The 22,006-nt window shown below is 36.2% G+C and carries 26 protein-coding genes; 14 read left to right on the forward strand and 12 right to left on the reverse strand.

What is annotated here, in order from left to right; all coding sequences use genetic code 11:
* Nucleotides 1-6: 6 nt before the first annotated feature.
* Entirely contained in the window at nucleotides 7-2,001 is a 1,995-nt protein-coding gene (locus CEF16_RS01510) for a S9 family peptidase (RefSeq protein ID WP_091587114.1), read from the reverse strand.
* Nucleotides 2,002-2,480: 479 nt separating this feature from the next.
* Complete coding sequence (locus CEF16_RS24190; RefSeq protein WP_245917734.1) at nucleotides 2,481-2,642, reverse strand: hypothetical protein; 162 nt, start codon at nucleotides 2,640-2,642, stop codon at nucleotides 2,481-2,483.
* A gap of 227 nt (nucleotides 2,643-2,869) precedes the next feature.
* Here CEF16_RS24190 and CEF16_RS23515 point away from each other — a divergent pair, with 227 nt between their 5' ends.
* Together CEF16_RS23515 and sigK are read left to right on the forward strand one after the other, a co-directional pair.
* Nucleotides 2,870-3,010, forward strand: a complete 141-nt coding sequence (locus CEF16_RS23515; RefSeq protein WP_170031480.1) for a hypothetical protein — start codon at nucleotides 2,870-2,872, stop codon at nucleotides 3,008-3,010.
* A 94-nt stretch (nucleotides 3,011-3,104) separates the two neighbouring features.
* Nucleotides 3,105-3,851 (forward strand): RNA polymerase sporulation sigma factor SigK, encoded by a 747-nt coding sequence (gene sigK / locus CEF16_RS01520; RefSeq protein ID WP_091587115.1) that lies wholly within the window; start codon nucleotides 3,105-3,107, stop codon nucleotides 3,849-3,851.
* A 194-nt stretch (nucleotides 3,852-4,045) separates the two neighbouring features.
* Here sigK and CEF16_RS01525 read toward each other — a convergent pair whose 3' ends face one another.
* The 8 genes from CEF16_RS01525 to CEF16_RS01560 all read right to left on the reverse strand — a co-directional run bounded on the left by CEF16_RS01525 (nucleotide 4,046) and on the right by CEF16_RS01560 (nucleotide 10,338).
* On the reverse strand, nucleotides 4,046-4,318 hold the full coding sequence (locus CEF16_RS01525; protein ID WP_091587116.1) for an HU family DNA-binding protein: 273 nt from the start codon (nucleotides 4,316-4,318) through the stop codon (nucleotides 4,046-4,048).
* A gap of 267 nt (nucleotides 4,319-4,585) precedes the next feature.
* Nucleotides 4,586-4,951, reverse strand: a complete 366-nt coding sequence (gene mnhG, locus CEF16_RS01530) for a monovalent cation/H(+) antiporter subunit G (RefSeq protein ID WP_425427944.1) — start codon at nucleotides 4,949-4,951, stop codon at nucleotides 4,586-4,588.
* Complete coding sequence (locus CEF16_RS01535; RefSeq protein WP_091587118.1) at nucleotides 4,932-5,213, reverse strand: Na(+)/H(+) antiporter subunit F1; 282 nt, start codon at nucleotides 5,211-5,213, stop codon at nucleotides 4,932-4,934. The genes mnhG and CEF16_RS01535 overlap by 20 nt, the downstream gene beginning before the upstream one ends.
* A complete protein-coding gene (locus tag CEF16_RS01540; RefSeq protein ID WP_091587119.1) occupies nucleotides 5,213-5,689 on the reverse strand; it encodes a Na+/H+ antiporter subunit E in 477 nt (158 codons plus the stop codon). The genes CEF16_RS01535 and CEF16_RS01540 overlap by 1 nt, the downstream gene beginning before the upstream one ends.
* 6 nt (nucleotides 5,690-5,695) lie before the next feature.
* The gene (locus CEF16_RS01545; protein WP_091587120.1) at nucleotides 5,696-7,180 is read right to left on the reverse strand and encodes a Na+/H+ antiporter subunit D; all 1,485 of its coding nucleotides are present in this window, start codon (nucleotides 7,178-7,180) and stop codon (nucleotides 5,696-5,698) included.
* On the reverse strand, nucleotides 7,173-7,514 hold the full coding sequence (locus tag CEF16_RS01550; RefSeq protein ID WP_091587121.1) for a Na(+)/H(+) antiporter subunit C: 342 nt from the start codon (nucleotides 7,512-7,514) through the stop codon (nucleotides 7,173-7,175). The genes CEF16_RS01545 and CEF16_RS01550 overlap by 8 nt, the downstream gene beginning before the upstream one ends.
* On the reverse strand, nucleotides 7,514-7,936 hold the full coding sequence (locus tag CEF16_RS01555; RefSeq protein WP_091587122.1) for a Na(+)/H(+) antiporter subunit B: 423 nt from the start codon (nucleotides 7,934-7,936) through the stop codon (nucleotides 7,514-7,516). The genes CEF16_RS01550 and CEF16_RS01555 overlap by 1 nt, the downstream gene beginning before the upstream one ends.
* Nucleotides 7,933-10,338 carry a Na+/H+ antiporter subunit A gene (locus tag CEF16_RS01560; protein ID WP_091587123.1) on the reverse strand — a complete coding sequence of 802 codons (2,406 nt, stop codon included), beginning with the start codon at nucleotides 10,336-10,338 and terminating at the stop codon, nucleotides 7,933-7,935. The genes CEF16_RS01555 and CEF16_RS01560 overlap by 4 nt, the downstream gene beginning before the upstream one ends.
* Before the next feature lie 206 nt (nucleotides 10,339-10,544).
* Here CEF16_RS01560 and CEF16_RS01565 point away from each other — a divergent pair, with 206 nt between their 5' ends.
* The gene (locus tag CEF16_RS01565; protein ID WP_091587124.1) at nucleotides 10,545-10,751 is read left to right on the forward strand and encodes a hypothetical protein; all 207 of its coding nucleotides are present in this window, start codon (nucleotides 10,545-10,547) and stop codon (nucleotides 10,749-10,751) included.
* Nucleotides 10,752-10,853: 102 nt separating this feature from the next.
* Here the strand turns inward: CEF16_RS01565 and sda are convergent, their stop codons facing one another.
* Nucleotides 10,854-11,006 carry a sporulation histidine kinase inhibitor Sda gene (gene sda, locus CEF16_RS01570; RefSeq protein WP_091587125.1) on the reverse strand — a complete coding sequence of 51 codons (153 nt, stop codon included), beginning with the start codon at nucleotides 11,004-11,006 and terminating at the stop codon, nucleotides 10,854-10,856.
* A 415-nt stretch (nucleotides 11,007-11,421) separates the two neighbouring features.
* On the opposite strand from sda, the gene CEF16_RS01575 reads away from it, so the two are divergent.
* Genes CEF16_RS01575 through CEF16_RS01610 form a run of 8 tightly spaced genes read left to right on the forward strand, consistent with a single transcriptional unit; the run spans nucleotide 11,422 to nucleotide 16,479 of the window.
* Nucleotides 11,422-11,940, forward strand: coding sequence for a YqeG family HAD IIIA-type phosphatase (locus tag CEF16_RS01575; RefSeq protein ID WP_281259203.1), 519 nt, complete (start codon nucleotides 11,422-11,424; stop codon nucleotides 11,938-11,940).
* The gene (yqeH, locus tag CEF16_RS01580) at nucleotides 11,922-13,049 is read left to right on the forward strand and encodes a ribosome biogenesis GTPase YqeH (protein WP_091587126.1); all 1,128 of its coding nucleotides are present in this window, start codon (nucleotides 11,922-11,924) and stop codon (nucleotides 13,047-13,049) included. The genes CEF16_RS01575 and yqeH overlap by 19 nt, the downstream gene beginning before the upstream one ends.
* Entirely contained in the window at nucleotides 13,049-13,900 is an 852-nt protein-coding gene (aroE, locus tag CEF16_RS01585) for a shikimate dehydrogenase (RefSeq protein ID WP_091587127.1), read from the forward strand. The genes yqeH and aroE overlap by 1 nt, the downstream gene beginning before the upstream one ends.
* Nucleotide 13,901: 1 nt before the next feature.
* Complete coding sequence (gene yhbY, locus CEF16_RS01590) at nucleotides 13,902-14,192, forward strand: ribosome assembly RNA-binding protein YhbY (protein WP_091587128.1); 291 nt, start codon at nucleotides 13,902-13,904, stop codon at nucleotides 14,190-14,192.
* A gap of 16 nt (nucleotides 14,193-14,208) precedes the next feature.
* The gene (locus tag CEF16_RS01595) at nucleotides 14,209-14,784 is read left to right on the forward strand and encodes a nicotinate-nucleotide adenylyltransferase (RefSeq protein ID WP_091587129.1); all 576 of its coding nucleotides are present in this window, start codon (nucleotides 14,209-14,211) and stop codon (nucleotides 14,782-14,784) included.
* Nucleotides 14,777-15,361, forward strand: coding sequence for a bis(5'-nucleosyl)-tetraphosphatase (symmetrical) YqeK (gene yqeK / locus CEF16_RS01600; RefSeq protein ID WP_091587130.1), 585 nt, complete (start codon nucleotides 14,777-14,779; stop codon nucleotides 15,359-15,361). The genes CEF16_RS01595 and yqeK overlap by 8 nt, the downstream gene beginning before the upstream one ends.
* Nucleotides 15,362-15,369: 8 nt before the next feature.
* Nucleotides 15,370-15,723: a ribosome silencing factor gene (rsfS, locus tag CEF16_RS01605; protein WP_091587218.1), complete on the forward strand. Its 354-nt coding sequence runs from the start codon at nucleotides 15,370-15,372 to the stop codon at nucleotides 15,721-15,723.
* Nucleotides 15,724-15,726: 3 nt separating this feature from the next.
* A complete protein-coding gene (locus CEF16_RS01610; RefSeq protein ID WP_091587131.1) occupies nucleotides 15,727-16,479 on the forward strand; it encodes a class I SAM-dependent DNA methyltransferase in 753 nt (250 codons plus the stop codon).
* A gap of 59 nt (nucleotides 16,480-16,538) precedes the next feature.
* Here the strand turns inward: CEF16_RS01610 and comER are convergent, their stop codons facing one another.
* Nucleotides 16,539-17,369 carry a late competence protein ComER gene (comER, locus tag CEF16_RS01615; RefSeq protein WP_091587132.1) on the reverse strand — a complete coding sequence of 277 codons (831 nt, stop codon included), beginning with the start codon at nucleotides 17,367-17,369 and terminating at the stop codon, nucleotides 16,539-16,541.
* Nucleotides 17,370-17,479: 110 nt separating this feature from the next.
* Here comER and CEF16_RS01620 point away from each other — a divergent pair, with 110 nt between their 5' ends.
* The 3 genes from CEF16_RS01620 (at nucleotide 17,480) to CEF16_RS01630 (ending at nucleotide 21,892) form a co-directional block, all read left to right on the forward strand.
* Nucleotides 17,480-18,100 (forward strand): helix-hairpin-helix domain-containing protein, encoded by a 621-nt coding sequence (locus CEF16_RS01620; RefSeq protein WP_170031483.1) that lies wholly within the window; start codon nucleotides 17,480-17,482, stop codon nucleotides 18,098-18,100.
* Nucleotides 18,101-18,185: 85 nt separating this feature from the next.
* Complete coding sequence (locus CEF16_RS01625) at nucleotides 18,186-19,472, forward strand: homocysteine synthase (RefSeq protein WP_091587134.1); 1,287 nt, start codon at nucleotides 18,186-18,188, stop codon at nucleotides 19,470-19,472.
* 92 nt (nucleotides 19,473-19,564) lie between these two features.
* Nucleotides 19,565-21,892, forward strand: a complete 2,328-nt coding sequence (locus CEF16_RS01630) for a DNA internalization-related competence protein ComEC/Rec2 (RefSeq protein ID WP_170031486.1) — start codon at nucleotides 19,565-19,567, stop codon at nucleotides 21,890-21,892.
* Nucleotides 21,893-22,006 lie beyond the last annotated feature (114 nt).

Raw genomic sequence — 22,006 nt, forward strand, 5'->3', positions numbered from 1 at the left:
TGGTATTTAAGAATGAAGATGTTCTTGAAACCATTCTACCATATGGTTTAGGCGTTCTAAACGCAGAGATGGAGGGCCGCTTCGACTTAACTCATGATTAGCTTCAGGGAAGCGTAAAAACACAACAGGTTTTTGGAGATATTTTAACGTTATAAAAAGTTGTTCACCTTGTTCTATTGGACAACGATAATCTTTTTCTCCGTGCATGATAAGTAAAGGCGTGTTTATATCTTGGGCATATTTAATTGGAGAGTGATGCCATAGCTTTTCAGGATCGTCAAAAACATTTGCGCCAAGTTCCCACTCAGTAAAAAAGTAGCCAATATCACTTACACCATAAAAACTGGTCCAATTAGATATAGATCTTTGGGTTACAGCAGCTTTAAAACGGTTCGTATGACCGACAATCCAGTTAGTCATAAATCCGCCGTAGCTGCCTCCTGTAACACCTAAACGGTCTTCATCAATAAAGTCATAATGTTCTAGAACATGATCTACAGCGCTTATCAAATCATGGTAATCTTTCCCGCCATAATCATGACGGCAAGCGTTTACAAAAGTTTGCCCATAACCGTGGCTTCCCCGAGGATTGGTATAAAGTACAACGTATCCATTAGCTGCTAGGAGCTGAAATTCATGAAAAAACGTATTCGCATACATGGCATGCGGTCCGCCATGAATTTCAAGTATCATTGGATAACGTTGTCCTTCTTCAAAATTAGCCGGTCTCATTATCCAGCCATGTATTTCCCAGCCATCCTCGGCCTTTGCCAAAATAGGTTCTGGTATGGAAAGATGAATTTCTTTTAAAAACGATGAATTAATATCAGTTAATCGTACTTTTCCTTTTTCTTTACGCATTATTTTGAATAAATCCCCAGGATTAGAGGGGTCACTAATTCCAACAATAAATAGGTCCAGGTCAGCATGATAGGAACATCCGAATAAGTGGTTCTCTTCTTCGTGTATGGACGTGATTTCACCTTGCATATCCATTTGGTAGAGACCAGTATTTCCATGATCACTTGCTGTGAAAAATATGTGCTTTTCATCACTCGACCACATTGGTCCTGGATTAGAGTGACTTGAACGAATATCTCCTATAGAGGCATCGCCAATTTGAACATCCCACTTCAACGTCATACACGTTCGTTCTTTTGATAAAGGATCTATTATCCATACTTGATTTAGTGTAGCACCTTTGTACTCTAATTCATGGCCGAAACAGGCAATCTTTTTGCCAGTATTGGACCATTTTGCCATGGAAAAGACACCTGTAGAATTAGTTAGTTTCACGATGTCTTTTGTTTCCGTGTCAATAATAAAAAGATCTAACGTATTGGAACGGTCTTCGTTTTCATCTCGGTTAGCGCTGAAAACAATTTGGCGGCTGTCTGGTGACCAATCAGCCGAGTGGTGGTCAAAATCACCATCTGTCAGAACTTCCATGTGTTCTTTTTTTATATCATATAACACTAGCTGCGTTCGCTTTTCTTTATGAAATCCTTTTTCATCCGATTTGTATTTAAGTTTTTCAACTTTTACCGGTTTGTTTTGTTCGTTACTGTTATGTTCTTCGTCACTTTCTGAAGCCAGCATTTCATTTGCTGCTAATGGTGTGGAGAAAAGCAAAAATCGTCCATCAGGCGACCAAATAGGTTCCGCAGCTCCGTTTTTTAATTCAGTAATTTGACGAGGTTCTCCTCCTGCTGCAGACATCATCCATATTTGGTTTGTACCTGAACGATTTGAAACAAAAGCTAGCTCCGAACCATCAGGAGACCAACGGGGAGAGTGATCTCTCACTTTTCCAAAAGTCCACTGAACTGGCAGGTCATCGGCAAGGTTATGAACAAACAAATGTGAATAGTATTCCAAATCTTCACCGACTATTGTTTGAATAAAAACATATTTTTCCCCATCTGCGGCAATATGCGGTTCTTTGACTATATTAATTTTTTTTAGATCCTCAGCTGTAATTGGTCGTTTATTGACGGTCAAAAACAACTCCCCCTTTTAAGTAAAATTATCACCCTTATTATTGCTATATTTAATTATTCATACATGCTACAATAGCGAATAAAATGAAAATCTGTAGAAATATGGATGGTGAATATGTGAAATCAGTATAGTAAAAATAAGAAAAAAACTCAAACGTTTTCATTTCCTTGAAACTTAAAAGTCAGATTACCTTACAAAATCAATGATATAATAATTAGAAATACATATACTAAAGATGAAGGAAGTCTTTGCCGACTGTACATTTTCTTTGTTGGCATCTCTCTCTCTCCACTTGAAGCTGCCTGTAAACAAAATAAAGCAGGCAGCTCTTTTTTATACTTTAGGAAAACTTTGCTAAAGGTTTAGTCTAATTTGAGATGGCGGCAAACAAAGTTTTTTTATTTTTAACATACTCATATTCAATTTCGTTATATTTTCTGCTGTATTTTACGGGTAAGTGATAATCTATAATATACCAATTATCTATCTTTTTCATCAATAAAAAACACGATACCATCATATTCAACTGAAGCCGCTGCTTTTTGGCCGGGATCAGCACCTAATGAGAAACCTGGCTGAATAGAAGAGTGCCCTCCGTATCTTGCAAAAAAACGAATATAATCCCCGTTTCTGGCTTCCATTTCTTCTTGAAACCATTTTACTGTACTGCTAGTTGAGTTACAGTAATTTTCATGTCTAACACACCTGAATAAAAATTAAATAATTCTACTATAGTGAAAGTATATAGGAAATAACATAAAAGCACAAAAAATTAAAGCTTATGGAATACATTTTTAAGTAAAATTAAATATGATAAGATAATATATATATAATAAAGAAATAAAAGGAAATAGTGGAGGGGGTCCATTTGGGACAAAGTACTACATATTTTTTATCCCTTAAAAAAAAATTTGAAAAAGAATTGGGAAGACCTTTAAAACCAAAAGAAAAAGAGTTGGTTGATGATATGGTCAGGAAACAATGGAAAGAAAATATGAAACACAAATGATATTTTTTTAAGAATTCAAAATGGACAAACAATTAAATAAACCTTCCGCATATAATGATTAGAGAATGTGCAGTGGAAGGAGGCGGGTTTGGTTGTGTCAGGCATATTGACTGCCGCCATTTATTTGATTAAAGAGCTCGCTCTTTTTGTCTCCTACGTAAAAAATAATGCTTTTCCGCAGCCTTTGTCTAAAGAAGAAGAAAAAAAACATCTTGAACGAATGCAGCAAGGTGATCAAGCCTCAAGAAATTTATTAATTGAACATAATTTGAGATTAGTCGCACACATTGTAAAAAAATTTGAAAACACTCGTGAGGATACGGAAGATTTAATATCTATTGGAACCATAGGATTAATTAAAGGAATTGAGAGTTACTCTCCTGAAAAAGGAACCAAACTTGCAACATATGCAGCAAGGTGCGTTGAAAACGAGATACTTATGCATCTAAGAGCATTAAAGAAAGTGAAGAAGGATATATCACTGTATGATCCGATTGGAAGCGATAAAGAAGGAAATGAAATCTCCTTGTTGGATGTTCTTCAAGAGGATGGCCCGGATATAGCTGACCTTATTCAGCTGAAAATGGAAAAAAAGCAAGTATATGGTTTTATGAATGTATTAGATGAACGTGAAAAAGAAGTTATTATATACCGATTTGGGCTAGAGAAAGAAAAAGAAAAAACGCAGCGGGAAATAGCAAAAGAGCTCGGTATCTCTCGAAGCTATGTTTCTAGAATTGAGAAAAGAGCACTTCTTAAGTTATTTCAAGAGTTTTATAAACAGCAGAAACAAGGTTTAACCGATGGCAACCACCTTTCATTTAGAAACTTTAATAATTAGATTAGAAAAACTTGGCTTTCCGCCAATTCCAAATGGCGGAAGTCATAGTTTTGCTTATACTTTGATTCTTTAACAAAGTTAAACATTCCTAAAGTAGAAAATGAAAAAGAAGCTTTTCCATTGTTAAGGAAAAGCTTCTTCGTTAATACTTTCTACTTTTTTTAACAATTGAAAGCAAAAAGCTCAATTTTTTATTAGTTTACAGCATCCTTAAGCTGTTTTCCTGGACGGAAGGCAGGATTTTTTGTTGCAGGAATTTTAATTTCTTCTCCTGTTTGCGGATTGCGCCCTTTACGAGCTGCACGCTCACGAACTTCAAAACTTCCAAAGCCAACAAGTTGAATTTTGTCACCTTTTTTCAAAGTGTCGGTAATGCTGTCGAATACAGCATCAACTGCTTTTGAAGCATCTTTTTTTGAAATGTCTGCTTGTTCTGCTACAGCGTTAATTAAATCTGTCTTGTTCATGAAAAAAACTCCCTTTCATTCCTAATAATATAGAGCCTGTACAATACAAATTTACTCATGAAATCCTTGATATGTCAAGTATTGACGGGGAATTTAAGCAAAATCGATGGTGGTTTGGCATTATTTTATCCAAAAATGAAACATTTCAAACCCCTTGATATGAAAGTGTTTTACAAAATCATCCATTTTGATGCCGTAAATCGACAACTAGAAGTAAGTTAAATCGATGAAATGAGACTTCTAAGTCAGCACTAATGATTGTGGAAATCAGGAAGAAGTGTGCTGTTTGTCCTTCTTTCCATTTAACTCGTCATGTATACTTGATTCCCATAACGAAACTCCCGAATGATAAGCAGCACGTGATATTAAATGACCTCCCACAGGGGCGGTAATAAAGACAAATACGATACCAAGCAAAATACGAGCGCTAACGTAATCTTTTATTACTGTGAAAAAAAGAAATAAACCAAATAAGATACATAACACACTTAATGTTGCAGATTTTGTAGCAGCGTGTGATCTAGTATAAATGTCAGGGAGACGCACTAAGCCGATCGCACTAATCAAGCTTAATACTGAACCTAAAAATACGATAATGCCAATAATCAAGCCGCTAATCTCGTTTACGCTCAATGACAACACCCTTTTCTATAAATTTGGAGAATGCAACCGTACCAATAAATGCTAAAATACCAAGCAGAAGCATAACTTCGAAAAATGCTGTCGTTTCTAAAATAAGCGAAACAACGGCTACCAAGCTTATTAAATTAATGCCTATCATATCTAGAGCAATAACACGATCAGGCATAGAAGGACCTTTAGCGACCCGGTACAAGGCTATTAATATCGAAACAGCGATAATAACAGCAGAAATGTGAAGCAGTAAATTCATCATTACCGGCTCACCCCCTGAATTGCTTTTTCAAACGTATTTTTAATGTCGCTTTTGGCTTTTTCTACATCAGGTAAATGCATAGCGTGTATATATAAAGTTTTGTTGTCAGGAGAGACATCGACTACGAGTGTACCTGGCGTTAAAGTAATAAGACATGATAACACGGTAACTTCCCATTCTTTTTTAAGCTTAATGTCCATTGCAAAAATACCGGGTTGTATATTTAATTTCGGCTGCATAATTTGTCCCATTACTTCAACACTCGAAAGAATAAGTTCTTTTAAAAAGATGACTATCAATTTCAAGATGGCCATAACGCCAATAAAATAAAATCTTGACGGGAAGAAATTACGTAATAAAAATAGTATACCTAACCCGATCACATAGCCGCTGACTAATCCTGACACTGTCCACGCATTATTCAAGAACATCCAGATAACCGCAATAATAAGGTTAATAATTAGTTGAAATGACATTTTTCATTACTCCTTTAACACGGCATCAATATAAATTTCAGGCTGCAATAAAGTCTCTGCTGCTGTGGCAACCAAAGGATATAAAGCCTGAGCACCTAATCCAAGAAAGACAGATACCGCAACTAAGATAGCACAAGGAAACAGTAAACCTTTTGTAGTACCATACTGGTCTGCTTCTTTTAATATAATCTTTCCATAAAATCCATTTAAAAATATACGGATCATTGAATACATAACGAGTAAGCTTGTTAACATCATTACTGCTACAATCCAATACTGACCTGAATCCACCCCGCCTTGCACCAATAATAGCTTTCCAATAAATCCGCTCAAAGGAGGTACACCAACTAGTGCCATCGTAGCTGTGAAAAACATCCAGCCTAGCTTCGGATGATGTTTGATTAAACCACTCATTTCTTTTAGGTGACTTGTCCCTGCAACGACGACCATGGCACCTATCATTAGAAATAAGGCCCCTTTAATAACCATATCATGGATAAGGTAATAAATCGCTCCCATGAACCCTGCTTCGGTTAGGGTAGCTACCCCAAATAAAACAAATCCAACCGCCACAATGACGTTGTAAACAAGAATTTTTTTAACATCTTGATGAGCAATGGCACCGATTACTCCAGCGAGCATAGTTATAGCTGCTAATACGGCAAGGATTTGGTGTGTATAACCTGTGTCATGTATAAAAACAATGGAATATGTTCTAAAAATAGAGTATATCCCTACTTTTGTCAGCAGTGCACCAAATATTGCAGCGATTGCTGAAGGGGGTGCAGCATATGAAGCAGGGAGCCAAAAATATAAAGGGAACAAGGCCCCTTTTAAACCGAACACAATTAAAAATAATACGGCAATAACAGTGAGAATAGGTGCTCCTGTTTCAAGGCTCCCTATTCTTTCTGATAAATGAGCCATGTTTAAGGTGCCGGTCACTGCATAAAGATAAGCTACTCCAATAACAAAAAGCGCCGATGAAATGATATTAACAAGTACATATTTAAAGGATTCTCTTAGTTGTACTTTTGTGCCGCCATGGACAATTAGAATATAAGATGCAATCAGCATAACTTCAAAAAATACAAACAAGTTAAATATGTCGCCTGTTAAAAAGGCACCGATTACACCCGTAATTAGAAATTGATAAAAAGGATAGTAGTAAAACTTTTCCCTTTCTGCACCAATAGAGTAAAAAGAAAAAAGAAGCACTGCTAAGCTTACAGTAGAGGTGGTAGTAACCAACAATACAGCCAGCATGTCTCCGACCAAAACAATGCCAAACGGAGGCTGCCAGCCGCCTAGTTCAAGAGTTTGTATACCGTTGTTTAAAATATTTAATATCAGGAAAATATTGACGCTTATTAATGACAGTCCAGATATAAGACTCAATATTTTTTGAAATGGTATGTTTTTTGGAATAAATAAAAGAATTACTCCCGTTAGTAAAGGGATTAATATTGGCAAAATAACTAAATTAGTCATACGAATCAGTTCCTCTCAATTTTTCGGTGTCATCTGTTCCTGTTTCCTTATAAGCTCTGTAACCAAGAACAATAAAAAAAGATGTTACACCAAAGCTTATTACAATGGCCGTTAAAATCAATGCTTGAGGTAGCGGGTCCGTATAAGTAGAAGCTTTTAGGCCAAGAAGAGGAGGCGCCCCTGTTTTTAGACCGGCCATTGTTAAAAGGAGAACATGCGCTCCATGACTGATAATGGCTGTTCCGATAATAATGCGAATCATGTTTTTCGATAATACCATATATGTACCGGCCATAAACAAAATGCCGGCTAGAATTGACATTAAGATTTCCATTATTGATCCTCTCCTATTGTTTGAATAATAGTGAGGGTTACGCCAACTACTACAAGGTAGACACCAATATCGAATAATAAAGCGGTAGCAAGTTCAAGCTCCCCCAACACTGGGAAAGTAAAATAGTCAAACGTTTGGGACAAAAAAGGAACACCGAATAGAAACGATCCTAAACCTGTCCCAATAGCTACAAGAAGGCCAGCAGCTGTAACGACTTTGAAGTCAAATGGAAGTATTCTTTTTACCATCTCCAAATCGTAAGCAAGCATTAATAAAACGATGGCCGATGCAGTCATCAACCCGCCTATAAAGCCGCCGCCTGGTTCATGGTGTCCGTTAAAAAATATAAACACTGAAAAAGCGAGGATAATAAATAACACTACTTTTGTTGTTGTTTGTAAGATAACGTCGTTAGATTTCACAACTCATTCCTCCCCGCTAATCGTAATTTAATCATCGTATAAATACCGATAGCTGCTATTCCAAGTACTAAAATTTCAAGCAGCGTATCAAAACCTCGAAAATCCACAAGAATGACATTAACCATATTCTTCCCGCCTGCTTCATCATAACTGGCTTCCGGAAAAAAGCCGGAAATCGATTCAAACAACCGGCTGCTATTGGCCGTTATACCGATTAGTGTGACTGTTACACCCACAGCTATTGAGATGATAAGGTTTCCTAGACGAAAACGAACTTTTTCCAATTCTTTTGAAATATGAGGCAGATGATAAAAACAAAGCAAGAACAATGCTACTGACACTGTTTCAATGATCAGCTGAGTTAAAGCAAGGTCCGGCGCACGGAAAATAACGAAAAACAGTGCAATTGTATACCCTAAAACCCCTAAACCGATAATTGCTTTTAAACGGGATTTCGTAAACATAACAACAAAAGCTGTACTTACAAGCACGATGGCTAATATAACTTCATATACGCTGATTGGAGCTAAATCTGCTTGTATTGAAAATGCGTTTTTGTTAAACAAAACGAAAACGAGCGCAGCAGCAAAAAATGAAAAAATATAGAGTAAGTAGTCTCGTATAAAACCGGTCATATAAGAGCCTGTTAAACGACTGGACATTCTTTCCACACCAACAACCGTTTGGTCGTAAACATGATTTAATGTAAGTGAATCGGGAAAAACTTGGTACATTGCTACCCATTTTCTTAAGCTTAAATAAAGAAGTGTACCAATGCCGATTACTCCCATAGTCATAAACAATTCAATGGTCCAGCCGTGCCAGAAATATATGTCTACATAGAATTGCTCTCCTTCTCCTAATAAGGACGGAAGGATAGACGCCATAGCAGGTTCTATAACGGAATAGGATAAAATATTTGGGAAGAAGCCGAAAACAATCACCAATGAAATTAACACAATAGGGGATAACAACATCCCAAAAGGTGCTTCATGCGGCTTTGTATCAAGCTTTTCTGGCTGCATCTTGCCAGTAAATGTTTTGAAAACAAGCATCATACTATAAATAAATGTGAATATGCTTGCTATCCAGGCAACAACTGGAAATACAATGCCTATATTATCAATGTTGAATAAATGAAAAGACGTAATATCCACCATAGCTGTGAAAAACATTTCTTTACTTAAAAATCCATTAAACGGAGGGAGTCCGGCCATGGAAAAGCTGCCGATTACTGCAATAGTAAATGTAATCGGCATGACTGTCATAAGCCCGCCTAAACGTCGTATGTCTCTTGTCCCGGTTTCATGATCCACAATACCAACCATCATAAAAAGACTGCCTTTAAACGTGGCGTGGTTAATTAAATGAAAAAGAGCTGCAGTAGTTGCTCCGACATATAAATTATCTTCCATACTGTCGAAATGAATAGCGGCTGCACCTACCCCTAACATAGACAGAATCATTCCTAGCTGACTAACAGTAGAAAAAGCGAGAATTCCTTTTAAATCCGTTTGCCTAACAGCAGAAAATGAGCCCCAAAACAGGGTCGTTAACCCAAAACCTGCTACCAGCCACAGCCATTCTCCACTAATTGCAAAAACAGGACTTAGACGTGCAACTAAATAAATTCCTGCTTTTACCATCGTAGCAGAGTGCAAATAAGCACTAACAGGTGTAGGTGCTTCCATTGCATCGGGAAGCCATATATGAAATGGAAACTGGGCCGATTTAGTGAATGCCCCTAACAATATTACAAGCATTGCTGGAATAAATAAGTTATGAGAGGTGATATCGTTAGCAGAAGCGATGATTTCCTGAATGCTGAACGTACCCGTCATGCTGTACAACATAACAAATCCAACAAGCATAGCAAAACCGCCCATTACGGTTATGAGCATAGATTTTAAGGCGCCATAGCGCGATTTTTCTCTTTCATACCAATAAGAGATAAGTAAAAAGGACGATAAGCTTGTAATTTCCCAAAAGGTGTAAAGAACAATCAAATTGTCTGATAATACAACTCCTAACATCGCCCCCATAAACATTAATAAAAAAGTGTAAAAGTTGTACAATGCTTCTTTTTCTTTAGAAAGGTAATAGATGGAATATAAAACAACGAGCATTCCAATTCCCGTAATTAAAAGAGCAAATAATAGTCCCAGGCCGTCTACGTGTGCAGTAAAATGGATACCTAGTGATGGAACCCAATCCGCAACGGCAGTAACTGTTTGTTTGTTTGCTGTAATCGGTAAATATTGCAGAAAATAAAGAAATAACAGTGTAGGTACTGCTAACACAAACCAACCAGTATGTATATAAGAGAATTTTTTATAAAGAAATGGAACGAATACAGCCGCAATGAATGGGGCAATAATTGCAAAATGTAAAGCAGTTAACATATAGAACCTCCTTGTCGTATTCTCGCACAAATTCTTTTCACATTATAACTCATATTAAAATGGTGTGCATCTTTAAAAACCTGATTTTTCAGGCAATACAATGATCTTATATATAGGAAGAAAAACGAATTTAGAAAATTTGTTGAATAAATAATTTGTCGAAAGCCAACACTAAGCAACAAAAACGAAAAAGGAAGAGAAAGGTTATGACAATAAGAAATACATTCATTTTTTTATTTATTTTTATTTTGTTTATAGCAGGGGGGGCTCTTGCTAATGATTATGTTGAACAAAAACGGCTTGAAAAATTCTATTCAAGACCTGATCTTCTGCCATTATCTAATGATGAAGAAATCGAAAGAGACGTGTTTGAACCGAGAGAATACGTAAAAATAAAAAGCCTTTCCGGTTAAAAGTCGGAAAGGCTTGTTTTCATAATACAGGAAAACAAGTAATACTAAAGGTTTGTATCTATAATGATTGGAAACGTCAGTTAACCTAACGGGATGAATGATCTATCGCGAAATAGATATTTGGTGCTTTATTTGTTCTAATAATGAACGTCTTTTCATTTCTTCCTCTATTAGATAAATAAAATCTTTATTTAAATCTAAACCAATGGCTTTTTCATAAGCTTCAATTAACAACTCATCCGATAGTTGCCTCATAAAAAGACTGAGCACCTCCTTAACCAATTTACTATTTTCCGGACAAAACGTTAACTTTCCATTTCGTTTCCAAATCTCTCATTTCATTAAACAAACATTTCCAATTGAATGTAAATTCAGTTTATCATTTCAAAGTAGAGAGAACAACCGTTCGTTTGTCCACAGTCAATGGTGGATAAACTGTTTATAAGGTTCGAGCTTAGATCTATATAGGTAGTCGCTTAGGGGTTTTGAATGTTGAGAAAGTTATCCACAGGTTTTGGGGCGGAAGAAAATGTCGAAAAGTTTTAGTTATATTCCATTCACTTGTATAAAAAAGAAAATCTTCCATCGTTTGAAAAAATATGATTTTAACGATATACTTTCAGTTTAGCAGTATCTGTACGGAATAAAGATATAAAGGGTGTCCATTGTGCTGAAGTATTTTATGCCAAATGAATATATACCTTCTGTTTTTGACTTAAACCTTGAAGATCTCCACGAACGGAAAATAAAAGGAATTATTACTGATTTAGATAATACTTTAGTGGAATGGGATCGTCCAGAAGCGACTCCCGAACTGCTCGACTGGATGTACTTTGTAAAGCAGCAGGGATTTCAAGTTACTATCGTATCTAATAATAATAAAGCAAGAGTGAGTACTTTTTCAGAACCAACTGGTATTAAATTTATCCATTCCGCTAAAAAACCTATGGGCAGGGCATTTAGAAAAGCCTGTAAACAAATGGGATTAAAAAAGAGTGAAGTGGTCGTCATAGGAGATCAAGTGATGACGGACGTGTTTGGAGGCAATCGGGCAGGATTTTATACTATTCTCGTTGTACCTGTAGCTGAATCAGACGGTGCTTTTACTAAAATAAATCGAAAAGTGGAAAGAAGAGTGCTTAAAAGATTAAAAGAAAAAGGGCTTATACAATGGGAGGAATCAAATTGAATGAAGAAGATACGCTAATATGTGCAGGCTGTGGAGCGGATATTCAAACAGCAGACCCAGCAAAAACCGGATACGTACCATCATCTGCACTTAAACGAAACACTATTATATGTCAACGTTGTTTTCGGTTAAAGCATTATAATGAAGTACAAGATATTCCTCTTGAAAGCAAGGACTTTACAAACAAGTTGCATGAGCTTGGGAAAAGAGATGCCCTTATTGTTAAAATAGTGGATGTATTTGATTTTGAAGGCAGTTGGATTCCAGGTTTTCAACGTTATATTGGAAAAAATGATGTATTGCTGCTCGTTAATAAAACGGATTTACTTCCAAAATCGGTAAATAAAAACAAATTAAAAGATTGGATCAAGAGAACGGCGAAAGAACATGGTCTAAGAGCAAAAGAGGTTCTATTTATTAGTGCAGAAAAAAACAGTGGTATAAAAGAAGCAGCTTCGCTGATGGATGACCTGCGTGAGGGCAAAGATGTTTATATTACAGGCTGTACAAATGTTGGAAAATCAACCTTTATAAATAGCTTGATTCAAGAATTCGGAGGAGATGATGAACAATTAATCACCACTTCCTATTTTCCAGGAACTACTTTAGATATGATCGATTTACCTCTAGATGATGGAAGCAGACTATATGATACACCAGGAATCATAAACAATAAACAAATGGCTCATTATGTTACGAATAAAGAATTGAAGCAATTAATGCCTGCAAAAGAAATAAAACCGAGGATTTATCAATTAAATGAAAAACAGACTTTATTAATTGCAGGTTTAGCAAGAATAGATTTTTCACAAGGTAGCCCAAATTCATTTGTAGCTTATTTTGCTAATGATCTGCTTATTCATCGGACAAAACAGGAAAAAGCGGGTCAGATTTATAGAGAGCATGCCGGTGAGTTTTTAAATCCTCCTGGAAAAGAATCATTAAAGGATATGCCGGCGTTTGTAAAACATTCATTTACTGTAAAAAAAGGGAAAACAGATATAGTTATATCTGGATTAGGCTGGATTACTGTCATAGAACCTAAAGCAGAAATAGAAGTATATGCTCCTAAAGGAGTTGGAGTATCGTTAAGAGAGGCGGTTATTTAATGGGGAATAACGTATTAAAAGCAGAAAAACTTTTTGGATTGTTAGGACATCCTGTTGGACATTCTATGTCTCCGGCAATGCATAACGATCAATTTGAAAAACAGGGGCTTCCTTATTTTTATCATGCATTCGATGTTGACCCCAGAGATCTCAAGGAAGCGGTAGAGGGTATGAGAGCTCTTGGTATCTCAGGTTTTAATGTAACAGTGCCCCATAAAGTAGAAATAATGTCATATTTAGATGAAATTGATGAAGAAGCCCAAATCATAGGAGCAGTTAATACCGTTGTCAATAAGAAAGGCAGATGGATTGGGTATAATACTGATGGTAAAGGCTACGTTCAGTCCCTTCTTACCAAAACAGGCAAAGGATTACATGATTATAATATACTCGTTATTGGTGCAGGAGGAGCTAGCCGTGCCGTTGTAACTTCTCTTTACAAATATGGAGTACAGAGTTTAGCTATAACTAATAGGACCATTTCAAAAGCAGAAAATATACGCAAAAATCTAGGCCATGAAATCGAAATTCTAGAAAAAGAAAAAGCAGAAATTAAAACGGGAGAGTATGATCTAATTATAAACACAACTTCAATGGGAATGTCTCCACATGTAAACACCATCCCTTGGAAAACAGATGTATTAAAGCAAGGATGTTTATGCAGTGACTTAATATACAATCCATTAAAAACAACTTGGTTAAAAGAAGCGGAAGGCCAAGGTGCTGATACGTTGAACGGAGTTGGCATGTTTGTTGGTCAAGGAGCTGTTGCTTTTGAATTATGGACTGGTATTTGGCCTGATATAGAACGTATGTCTGAGGTTGTACTTGAACAGCTTAGGAGGAAATAAAATGTTAACTGGAAAACAGAAACGTTATTTACGAAGCAAAGCACACTCATTGAAACCGGTTTTTCAAGTAGGGAAAGCAGGAGTAAATGAAAATTTAATTAAACAAACAGAGGACGTATTAGAGGCTAGAGAGTTAATAAAAATAAATATCCTTCAAAATTGCGCAGAAGATAAAGATTCTATAGCCAATGAACTTTCTGGTGGTGCTGACGCCGAAGTGGTGCAAATTATTGGGAATACGATAGTTTTATATAAAGAATCTGTGGAAAATAAAAAAATAGAATTACCATAATAGAAGGAGTAGTAAAATGAAGACTAAAATAGGCCTCTTAGGCGGCACATTTGACCCTCCTCATACTGCTCATCTCATTATTGCTCAAGAAGCTCTTACCGCATTGCGGCTGGATGAAGTGTGGTTTATTCCAGTTCACACCCCGCCGCATAAAACAAGAGAAAAAATGGCTGATCCTTATGAAAGGTTTGAAATGACGAATAAAGCAATTAAAGGCAATAAATGCTTTCAAGTTTCGGCCATTGAATTAGAAAGAAAAGGACCTTCATATACAGTCGAAACGGTAAAAACTTTAAAAGAAATGACAGAAGATACGGAGTTTTATTTTATTATCGGCGGTGATATGGCAGAACAACTAGAAAATTGGAAGAGTATCGATGAACTAAAGAGGATGGTCACCTTTGTCGTTGCACAACGCCCTGGTTATGAGACTCCGCAAAATAAAAATGCTAGTATAATGCATATAAAAGTACCTCAAATGGAACTTTCTTCAACGTTAATTAGAGAAAGACGTTATCAAGGTAAAAGCATTCGTTATTACGTACCAGAGGAAGTATGGGAATATATTGAGGAGAGAAATCTCTATGGATAAAAATAAAGCATTAGATAAAGTAAAACCACATTTAACTGAACATCGTTATATTCATACATTAGGTGTAACAGAAAAAGCAGTAGAGCTTGCTGATAAAACAGGTATTGATAGAAAGCAAGCGGAGTTGGCTGCGATATTCCACGACTATGCAAAATTTCGTTCTAAAGAGGAAATGAGAGGTATCATACGCAAACAAGAATGGGATAAGAATTTTATTAACTATGGAGACGAATTATTGCATGCTCCAGCAGGTGCTTTCTTAGTAAATAAAGAAATTGGAATCGAGGATGAAGAGATATTATCCGCTATTTTTTGGCATACTACAGGGAAAGCAAAGATGAATACACTCGAAAAAATTCTTTTTTTGGCAGATTATATAGAACCGAATCGAATTTTTCCTGGAGTGGATGAAGTAAGAAAAACTGCTGAAAAAAACATTGATCATGCTATTGTTATGGCTCTTCGCAATACTATTGTATTTCTTATGAAAAAAAATCAGCGTGTATTTCCTCAAACTCTTTATGCTTATAATGACATGATTGAAAAAATAAAAAATCAATCCAATATAGGAGGATGATGAAAATAATGCAAGGAGAAGCTTTATTAGAGCTTGCAGCAAGAGCTGCAGATGAAAAAAAAGCGGAGCACATAGCAGCTCTTGACATGAGGGGTATTTCTCTTATTGCTGATTATTTCTTGATAGCTCATGGGAATTCTTATAAACAGGTACAGGCCATTGCCCGGGAAATAAAAAAGAAAGCTCAAGAAGAGGAGCAGGAGGTAAAACGGCTAGAAGGCTTTGATGAAGCGAAATGGATTTTAATAGACTTAGGAGATGTTATTGTCCATATTTTTCATAAGGATGAACGGCATTACTATAATCTTGAAAAATTATGGGGCGATGCCTCTCATGTCGAACTTGACACAGTTTTGTCTTAATATATGAAAGCTTACAGCAGTTTTGCAAGTGTTTATGATCGTTTAATGGAAGAAACGCCTTATGAAAAATGGGATGATTGGCTGCAGAAAGTATTTGATCAAGAAGCATCAACTTCACCAGCAATATTGGATGTAGGCTGCGGTACCGGCACAATATTGAGCAAATTGTTAAAAAAAGGCTATATAGCATCCGGCACCGACCTTTCTGAAGAAATGCTCGCGGCAGCAAAATATAAATTAAATAGTGAAGGGTTTCATCCAGTGCTGTTTTGTCAAGATATGAGAAATTTAAATATACCAGAGAGCTTTGATGTCATTTTAGTGCTTTGTGATTCGTTAAATTACCTCACAAAAGAAACGGACGTGCAATCAGCTTTTCAATCTTTTTATCGTCATTTAAATAATAATGGCCTGCTTATTTTTGATGTTCACTCTTTACACTATATAGAAAAGGTACTCCACGGCGTATCGTTTGCAGATACAGCTGAAGACGTATCTTTTATATGGAATGCTTTTCCTACTGAAAACATTGGGGAAGTGGAGCATGAACTTACTTTTTTTATCGAGCGGAATGATTCGTTATACGAACGGTATGATGAATATCATAGGCAGCGAACATTTTCTATTAATAAATATGAGTATTTATTAAAAACAGCCCAATTTGAAATAAAAGGAATACATTCAGATTTTTCGTTTGATTTGCCTCAAGAAAATAGCGACAGAGTTTTTTTTATAGCAAAAAAGGTTTTACAATAACGAGATAAAAGAGTAGAATAAATAAAAAAGACGGTAATTCCGTCTTTTTTAACTAAGGTTTATTTAAAATTTTTAAGTGTTTTCTGCATCTCTTGTTTATCTTCTCTAAATTTTTGATGCGTTCGTTGAAATACTTCTTCGAACATTCCTTCACTGTGTTTATCCAAAACTTTTAAGCCTTCCCCTGTAATTCCGCCTGGAACGTTTACTTTTTCTCTTAGGCTTCTGAGATCGTAGTGGCCTTGCTGCAGCAAATATCCATAAGATATCATCATCTTTTCTGCAAGTTTTTCTGCGTCGTCTAATGTAATCTCCGTTTCAGCAACAGCCGAATAAATAAATCGTTCGATTAAAAAGCTGATAAATGCAGGCCCGCAGCTTACAATATCACTTGAAACACGTAAAATGTCATCAGAAATTGAAATTGGCTGAGAAAACGTACTTAACCAATCTTGAAAAGAATTTTTCTCTGCTGTTGTCCAGTTTTCTCCAAAAGTTAACAATAACGGTCCTTTACCCGTTTTATTTACTATGCTTGGTACAGTTCTTACAACTCTTCTAGCCGGAAGATACTCAAGGTCTTCAAGCAGAACGGGGCTGGTAATAGTAGCTAAGATGTGATCATACGTTAAATGTTTTTTTAATTCACTAAGGATGTCTTTGTATTGAGCTGGTCTTACACATACGAAAACAACATCTGTGTGTTGTAATAATTCTGGTAAATTATTTGCTATATTTAGATCAGGAAAGCTTCTTTCAAAATGAAGACTTTTTTCTAACGAGCGGTTAAAAATGAACATATTTTTTTCCGGTATGCCTCCACGCTCTATCATTACCTCTGTCAGCATCCCGCCCATATTTCCGATCCCAACTATTCCTATGTTTTTCAAATTTGACTCCCTCCCTGGGTTCTCCGTTCATAAAATGATCTCCCCATTCACTTTATGCAAAAATCCAATAAATGATGTCAAATAAACAAATCATGAAAGGAGAAAGAATCATGTGTTGGAAAAATCCAGCAGTTATTTTTACAGGTTTTATTGTTTTATCATCCTTAATGTTTATCATTTATATCTCTGTGCCAAAACAAGAAACAGGGATAAAGAACAGCAGTGCAGAGAATGAGGATTTTTTTCAAGAATTTGCAGAAGACGTGGAGACTGATTCTAAAGAAGCCATTCAAAAAAGCACTTTAGATGAAATAATTGTTCTCGTTGATGTAAAAGGGCAGGTTCAACACCCAGGAGTTTATGAATTGAAAGAAAATAGCCGAGTGATTGATGCTATTGATGCTGCCGGAGGATTAACGGAACAAGGCGATTCGACTAATGTTAATTTTGCAGAACGTATATATGACGAAATGGTTATTTACGTACCGGTCCAAGGAGAAACAAGCACAACAAACATACAGTCTGCGGAAAAAAGTGATAAGGTTCGAATAAACTATGCTGATGCCAGTGAATTAGAGTTCCTGACAGGAATTGGCCCGACCAAAGCAGAAGCTATTATTTCTTACCGGGAAGAATATGGAGAGTTTAAGGAGATAGAAGATTTAACGAATGTATCGGGAATAGGAGAAAAGTCAGTGGAACAATTAATGGAAGAAGCAACAATTGAATAGATGAAATTAGCAAATAAAATAGTTTTAAATATATGAATTTTTTGATAATGTAAAGGAGAAAGTGTAAATCAAGGAGGAGAGAAAGATGTCAGAAAAACAATGGAAATTAGAAACATTAGCCGTTCACGGCGGCCAAGAGATAGATCCTGCAACACAAGCCAGAGCTGTCCCGATTTATCAAACAACTTCTTATGGATTTAAAGATACAGACCACGCTGCGAATTTGTTTTCTTTATCAGAATTTGGAAATATTTATACAAGAATTATGAACCCTACTCAAGACGTATTTGAAAAACGAATGGCTGATCTAGATGGAGGTGTTGGTGCTTTAGCAACTGCTAGCGGAAGTTCTGCTATTCATCTTGCCATATTAAACATATGTGAAACAGGAGATGAGATTATAGCTTCAAGTGGTTTATATGGAGGCACCTATAATTTGTTTGTACATACGTTTCCTAAATTAGGAATAAAGGTTCACTTAGTAGATGGGAGAAAACCAGAGGCTTTTAAGGACAAAATAAATAAAAAAACAAAACTTATATTTGGAGAAATGATAGGAAACCCAAATGGCGATGTTTTCGATATTGAAGAAATCGCAAACGTAGCACATACAAATGATCTTCCACTTATGGTCGACGCTACCTTGGTTACACCTGCATTGTGCCGGCCAATTGAATATGGTGCAGATATTGTTGTACACTCAGCTACAAAGTTTATCGGCGGTCATGGTACTTCCATTGGTGGAGTAATTGTAGATGCCGGTAAATTTAATTGGAATAATGGGAAGTTCCCATCGCTTACAGAACCTGATCCAAGTTACCATGGAGTTGTTTATACCGAAGCTGTCGGTGAACTTGCTTATATTATTAAAGCGAGAGTTCAGTTATTAAGAGATCTGGGACCAGCGATCGCTCCAATGAATTCGTTTTTGTTACTTCAAGGATTAGAGACTCTGCATCTGCGTATGGAAAGGCATTGTGAAAATGCTGTAAAGGTAGCTGAGTATTTAGAAAGTCATCCACTTGTAGATTGGGTAAATTATCCGGGACTTCCATCACACCGAACATATAACAAAGCACAAAAGTATCTTCCTCATGGAAAAGGAGCTATATTGACTTTTGGGATCAAAGGCGGTACCAAGGAAGGAAAAGCCTTTATTAATGCATGCCGTTTACATTCTCATGTAGCAAACGTTGGAGACGCGAAGTCTTTAGTGATACATCCTGCAAGCACAACTCATCAGCAGTTGACAGAAGAGGCTCAAGCGTCGGCAGGAGTATATCCTGAATTAATCCGGCTTTCTGTTGGTATTGAACATGCAGAAGATATAATAGCTGACATTGAGCAGGCTCTTCAAAACAGTCAAAAATAATGAGAAACCATAATTTGAACAAATGACGGGATGAACATGTTTCGTCTTCTCCCGTCCTCTTACTTGTAATGAATTTGGTCGGAAGTGATGCCTTGGTAAAAAATAAAATAATGCTTTTAGCAGGTCCAATCGCTGCAGCAAGCCTCTCATTAACCGAATTTTCAGCAGGGGCTCTTGTGTTTGCGGTATTCGTATTGATATTATACGTAAGACTGTTAAACATGAAAGTGATAACAATGTTAGGGATGTTAAGTATATTTATTTTTCTAAGAACGGAAAGCGTTGTTCTTTCAAATGTCTCTACGCTGATAGGTGACGAAATAGTTGTAAATGGAATGGTAACAGATGGGCCGTATCGCAATGGAAATCGAGCTCAACTTCATTTAAAAGTAAATAAAAAAGAGAATCTTCTTGTCCGTGTTGCTCTTCATCAGCATTCAGACATTCGTTTGCTTCGTACAATCTCTCCTGGTATAAACTGCTCAGCAAAAGGAAAACTTGTCTCTCCCATCCCCTCTGTTAATTTTCAAGCTTTTGACTATTCTCAGTATCTAAAAACGAAGCGAATTCACTGGTTATTTGAAACAACTCTATCCGATATAACCTGTGGAAAACCTGTTTTTAATCCTATTTATTTAATGAAAAAGTGGCGTCATTCAGGGCTTCAATGGATAAATGATTATTTTCCTTCGGATTTAAGAGGAATTGCAGGCGCCTTAATTTTTGGGGATCGTCACATGTTAGACCCCAACATAGAACAAGCATATCAGAAACTTGGCCTCATTCATTTGCTTGCAGTTTCAGGTTTGCATGTCGGACTGATTTCAGGTGTTTTGTATTATGGATTTCTTCGGATGGGCGTATCTAAACAAATGACAGAATCCCTTTTACTTTTATTTCTCCCTGTTTATATCATTGCAGCTGGTGCTTCTCCTTCCGTAATAAGAGCAGCTTCTATGGTAATGCTCTTTATTTTATTAAAAAAAGTCAACCAGCGGGGTAAAGCCATCGATCTGCTTGTTTATTTAGTAATCGGTTATATTTTTTTGAATCCATACTATTTATTACATATTGGATTTCAATTATCTTTTATAGTAAGTGGAGCACTGCTTTTATCAGCGTCTATTATTAAAAAAACAAATACGTTCTTTATGAGTTTGATTGTAACTTTTGTGGCACAAACGGCTGCATTACCAGTAATATTATTTCATTTTCATGAATTTTCTTTATTGAGTTTTGTGCTAAACTTCTTTTTTGTTCCCTTTATTTCGTTTATTGTTTTACCTTCTAATTTCCTTATTTTTGCAAGCTCTATTTTTCTCCCGTCTTATACCACTTATATATCCATTCCTTTAGAATTTACAGTCCATTTGGCTCACCAATTTTTACTAGCAGTCAGCTCTTGGAATGGATTACAGATTATTTTTGGAAAACCTTCAATCTTTATATTGAGCTGTCTTTCTCTTTCTTTATTCTGGATGTTTTATGAGCTAGATACATTAGGGTTTCATAAGAAAGTGTTATGGCCGGCTTTGATAGTAATTATCGTATTATGTATGCAATGCTTTTACCCTTACGTTTATAAAAATGGATATGTGACCATTCTGGATGTTGGACAAGGTGATAGTATTTTAATTGAACTGCCTTACAGAAAAGGGGTGTACTTAATTGATGCAGGCGGTACGCTTCAATTTCCTAAAAAAGATTGGGAAAAAAGTGATAAACCATATGATCCTGGAGAAAGTATAGTTGTCCCCTATTTAAAATCGAAAGGTATAAGTACTCTCGATAAGATGATTATAACCCATAGCCACATCGATCATTATGGCGGAGCGTTTGCAGCATCTGAAGAATTAAAAGTACGACAAATTTTGTATGGAAAAGGCAGTGATTTTAACCAAGAGGAATTAGATTTTTTAACATTTGTGCAACATAAGCGTATCCCTATAAAATTTGTAAAAAATGGAAACTATTGGAAAGAGGGAAAGGCTCAGTTTCAAGTGCTGCTGCCCGAAGGAAATGAAGAGACAGGAAATGAACGGTCCATCGTAATAAGGGCTGTTATTGGTGGAGTTACTTGGTTATTTACAGGTGATTTAGAAAAGGAAGGAGAGCAGGCTTTGTTAAAAAAATACCCCAAACTTCAAGCGGATATACTAAAAATTGGACATCACGGCAGTAATACGTCGACAACCGAACCTTTTATTAACCAATTACAAAGTAAAATGGCATTTATTTCTGCTGGCAGGTGTAATCAATTTGGGCATCCTCATAAAGAAACGCTGGAAACATTAGAAGAATTTGGATTAAACGTGTTTCGTACGGATACACAAGGTGCTGTCCGAGTGACTTTACAAAACGACCGCCTTCTTGAGATAGAACAAGCACTCAGCCATCCATTAGAAGTATCGTGTGAATAAATTGAACAAAACCTTGTTTCTTGTAACAAGGTTTTGTTTTACTATAGGAAATGTTTAACTTTGTTAACGGATCAAAGTTATAAGAAAAACTATGACTTCCGCCATTTGGACTTG

Origin of the sequence: Alteribacillus bidgolensis (genome assembly GCF_002886255.1) — a bacterium.
In the GTDB taxonomy this organism is placed as follows: Bacteria; Bacillota; Bacilli; order Bacillales; family Marinococcaceae; genus Alteribacillus; species Alteribacillus bidgolensis.

What these genes read in the sequence shown, in the direction of transcription:
- CEF16_RS24190 (WP_245917734.1), bottom strand. Translation starts at nt 2,642, where the DNA reads ATGGAAGCCAGAAACGGGGATTATATTCGTTTTTTTGCAAGATACGGA.
- CEF16_RS01525 (WP_091587116.1), bottom strand. Translation starts at nt 4,318, where the DNA reads ATGAACAAGACAGATTTAATTAACGCTGTAGCAGAACAAGCAGACATT.
- CEF16_RS01535 (WP_091587118.1), bottom strand. Translation starts at nt 5,213, where the DNA reads ATGATGAATTTACTGCTTCACATTTCTGCTGTTATTATCGCTGTTTCG.
- CEF16_RS01540 (WP_091587119.1), bottom strand. Translation starts at nt 5,689, where the DNA reads ATGTCATTTCAACTAATTATTAACCTTATTATTGCGGTTATCTGGATG.
- CEF16_RS01545 (WP_091587120.1), bottom strand. Translation starts at nt 7,180, where the DNA reads ATGACTAATTTAGTTATTTTGCCAATATTAATCCCTTTACTAACGGGA.
- CEF16_RS01550 (WP_091587121.1), bottom strand. Translation starts at nt 7,514, where the DNA reads ATGGAAATCTTAATGTCAATTCTAGCCGGCATTTTGTTTATGGCCGGT.
- CEF16_RS01560 (WP_091587123.1), bottom strand. Translation starts at nt 10,338, where the DNA reads ATGTTAACTGCTTTACATTTTGCAATTATTGCCCCATTCATTGCGGCT.
- CEF16_RS01565 (WP_091587124.1), top strand. Translation starts at nt 10,545, where the DNA reads ATGACAATAAGAAATACATTCATTTTTTTATTTATTTTTATTTTGTTT.
- sda (WP_091587125.1), bottom strand. Translation starts at nt 11,006, where the DNA reads ATGAGGCAACTATCGGATGAGTTGTTAATTGAAGCTTATGAAAAAGCC.
- yqeH (WP_091587126.1), top strand. Translation starts at nt 11,922, where the DNA reads ATGGGAGGAATCAAATTGAATGAAGAAGATACGCTAATATGTGCAGGC.
- aroE (WP_091587127.1), top strand. Translation starts at nt 13,049, where the DNA reads ATGGGGAATAACGTATTAAAAGCAGAAAAACTTTTTGGATTGTTAGGA.
- yhbY (WP_091587128.1), top strand. Translation starts at nt 13,902, where the DNA reads ATGTTAACTGGAAAACAGAAACGTTATTTACGAAGCAAAGCACACTCA.
- CEF16_RS01595 (WP_091587129.1), top strand. Translation starts at nt 14,209, where the DNA reads ATGAAGACTAAAATAGGCCTCTTAGGCGGCACATTTGACCCTCCTCAT.
- yqeK (WP_091587130.1), top strand. Translation starts at nt 14,777, where the DNA reads ATGGATAAAAATAAAGCATTAGATAAAGTAAAACCACATTTAACTGAA.
- rsfS (WP_091587218.1), top strand. Translation starts at nt 15,370, where the DNA reads ATGCAAGGAGAAGCTTTATTAGAGCTTGCAGCAAGAGCTGCAGATGAA.
- CEF16_RS01610 (WP_091587131.1), top strand. Translation starts at nt 15,727, where the DNA reads ATGAAAGCTTACAGCAGTTTTGCAAGTGTTTATGATCGTTTAATGGAA.
- CEF16_RS01620 (WP_170031483.1), top strand. Translation starts at nt 17,480, where the DNA reads ATGTGTTGGAAAAATCCAGCAGTTATTTTTACAGGTTTTATTGTTTTA.
- CEF16_RS01625 (WP_091587134.1), top strand. Translation starts at nt 18,186, where the DNA reads ATGTCAGAAAAACAATGGAAATTAGAAACATTAGCCGTTCACGGCGGC.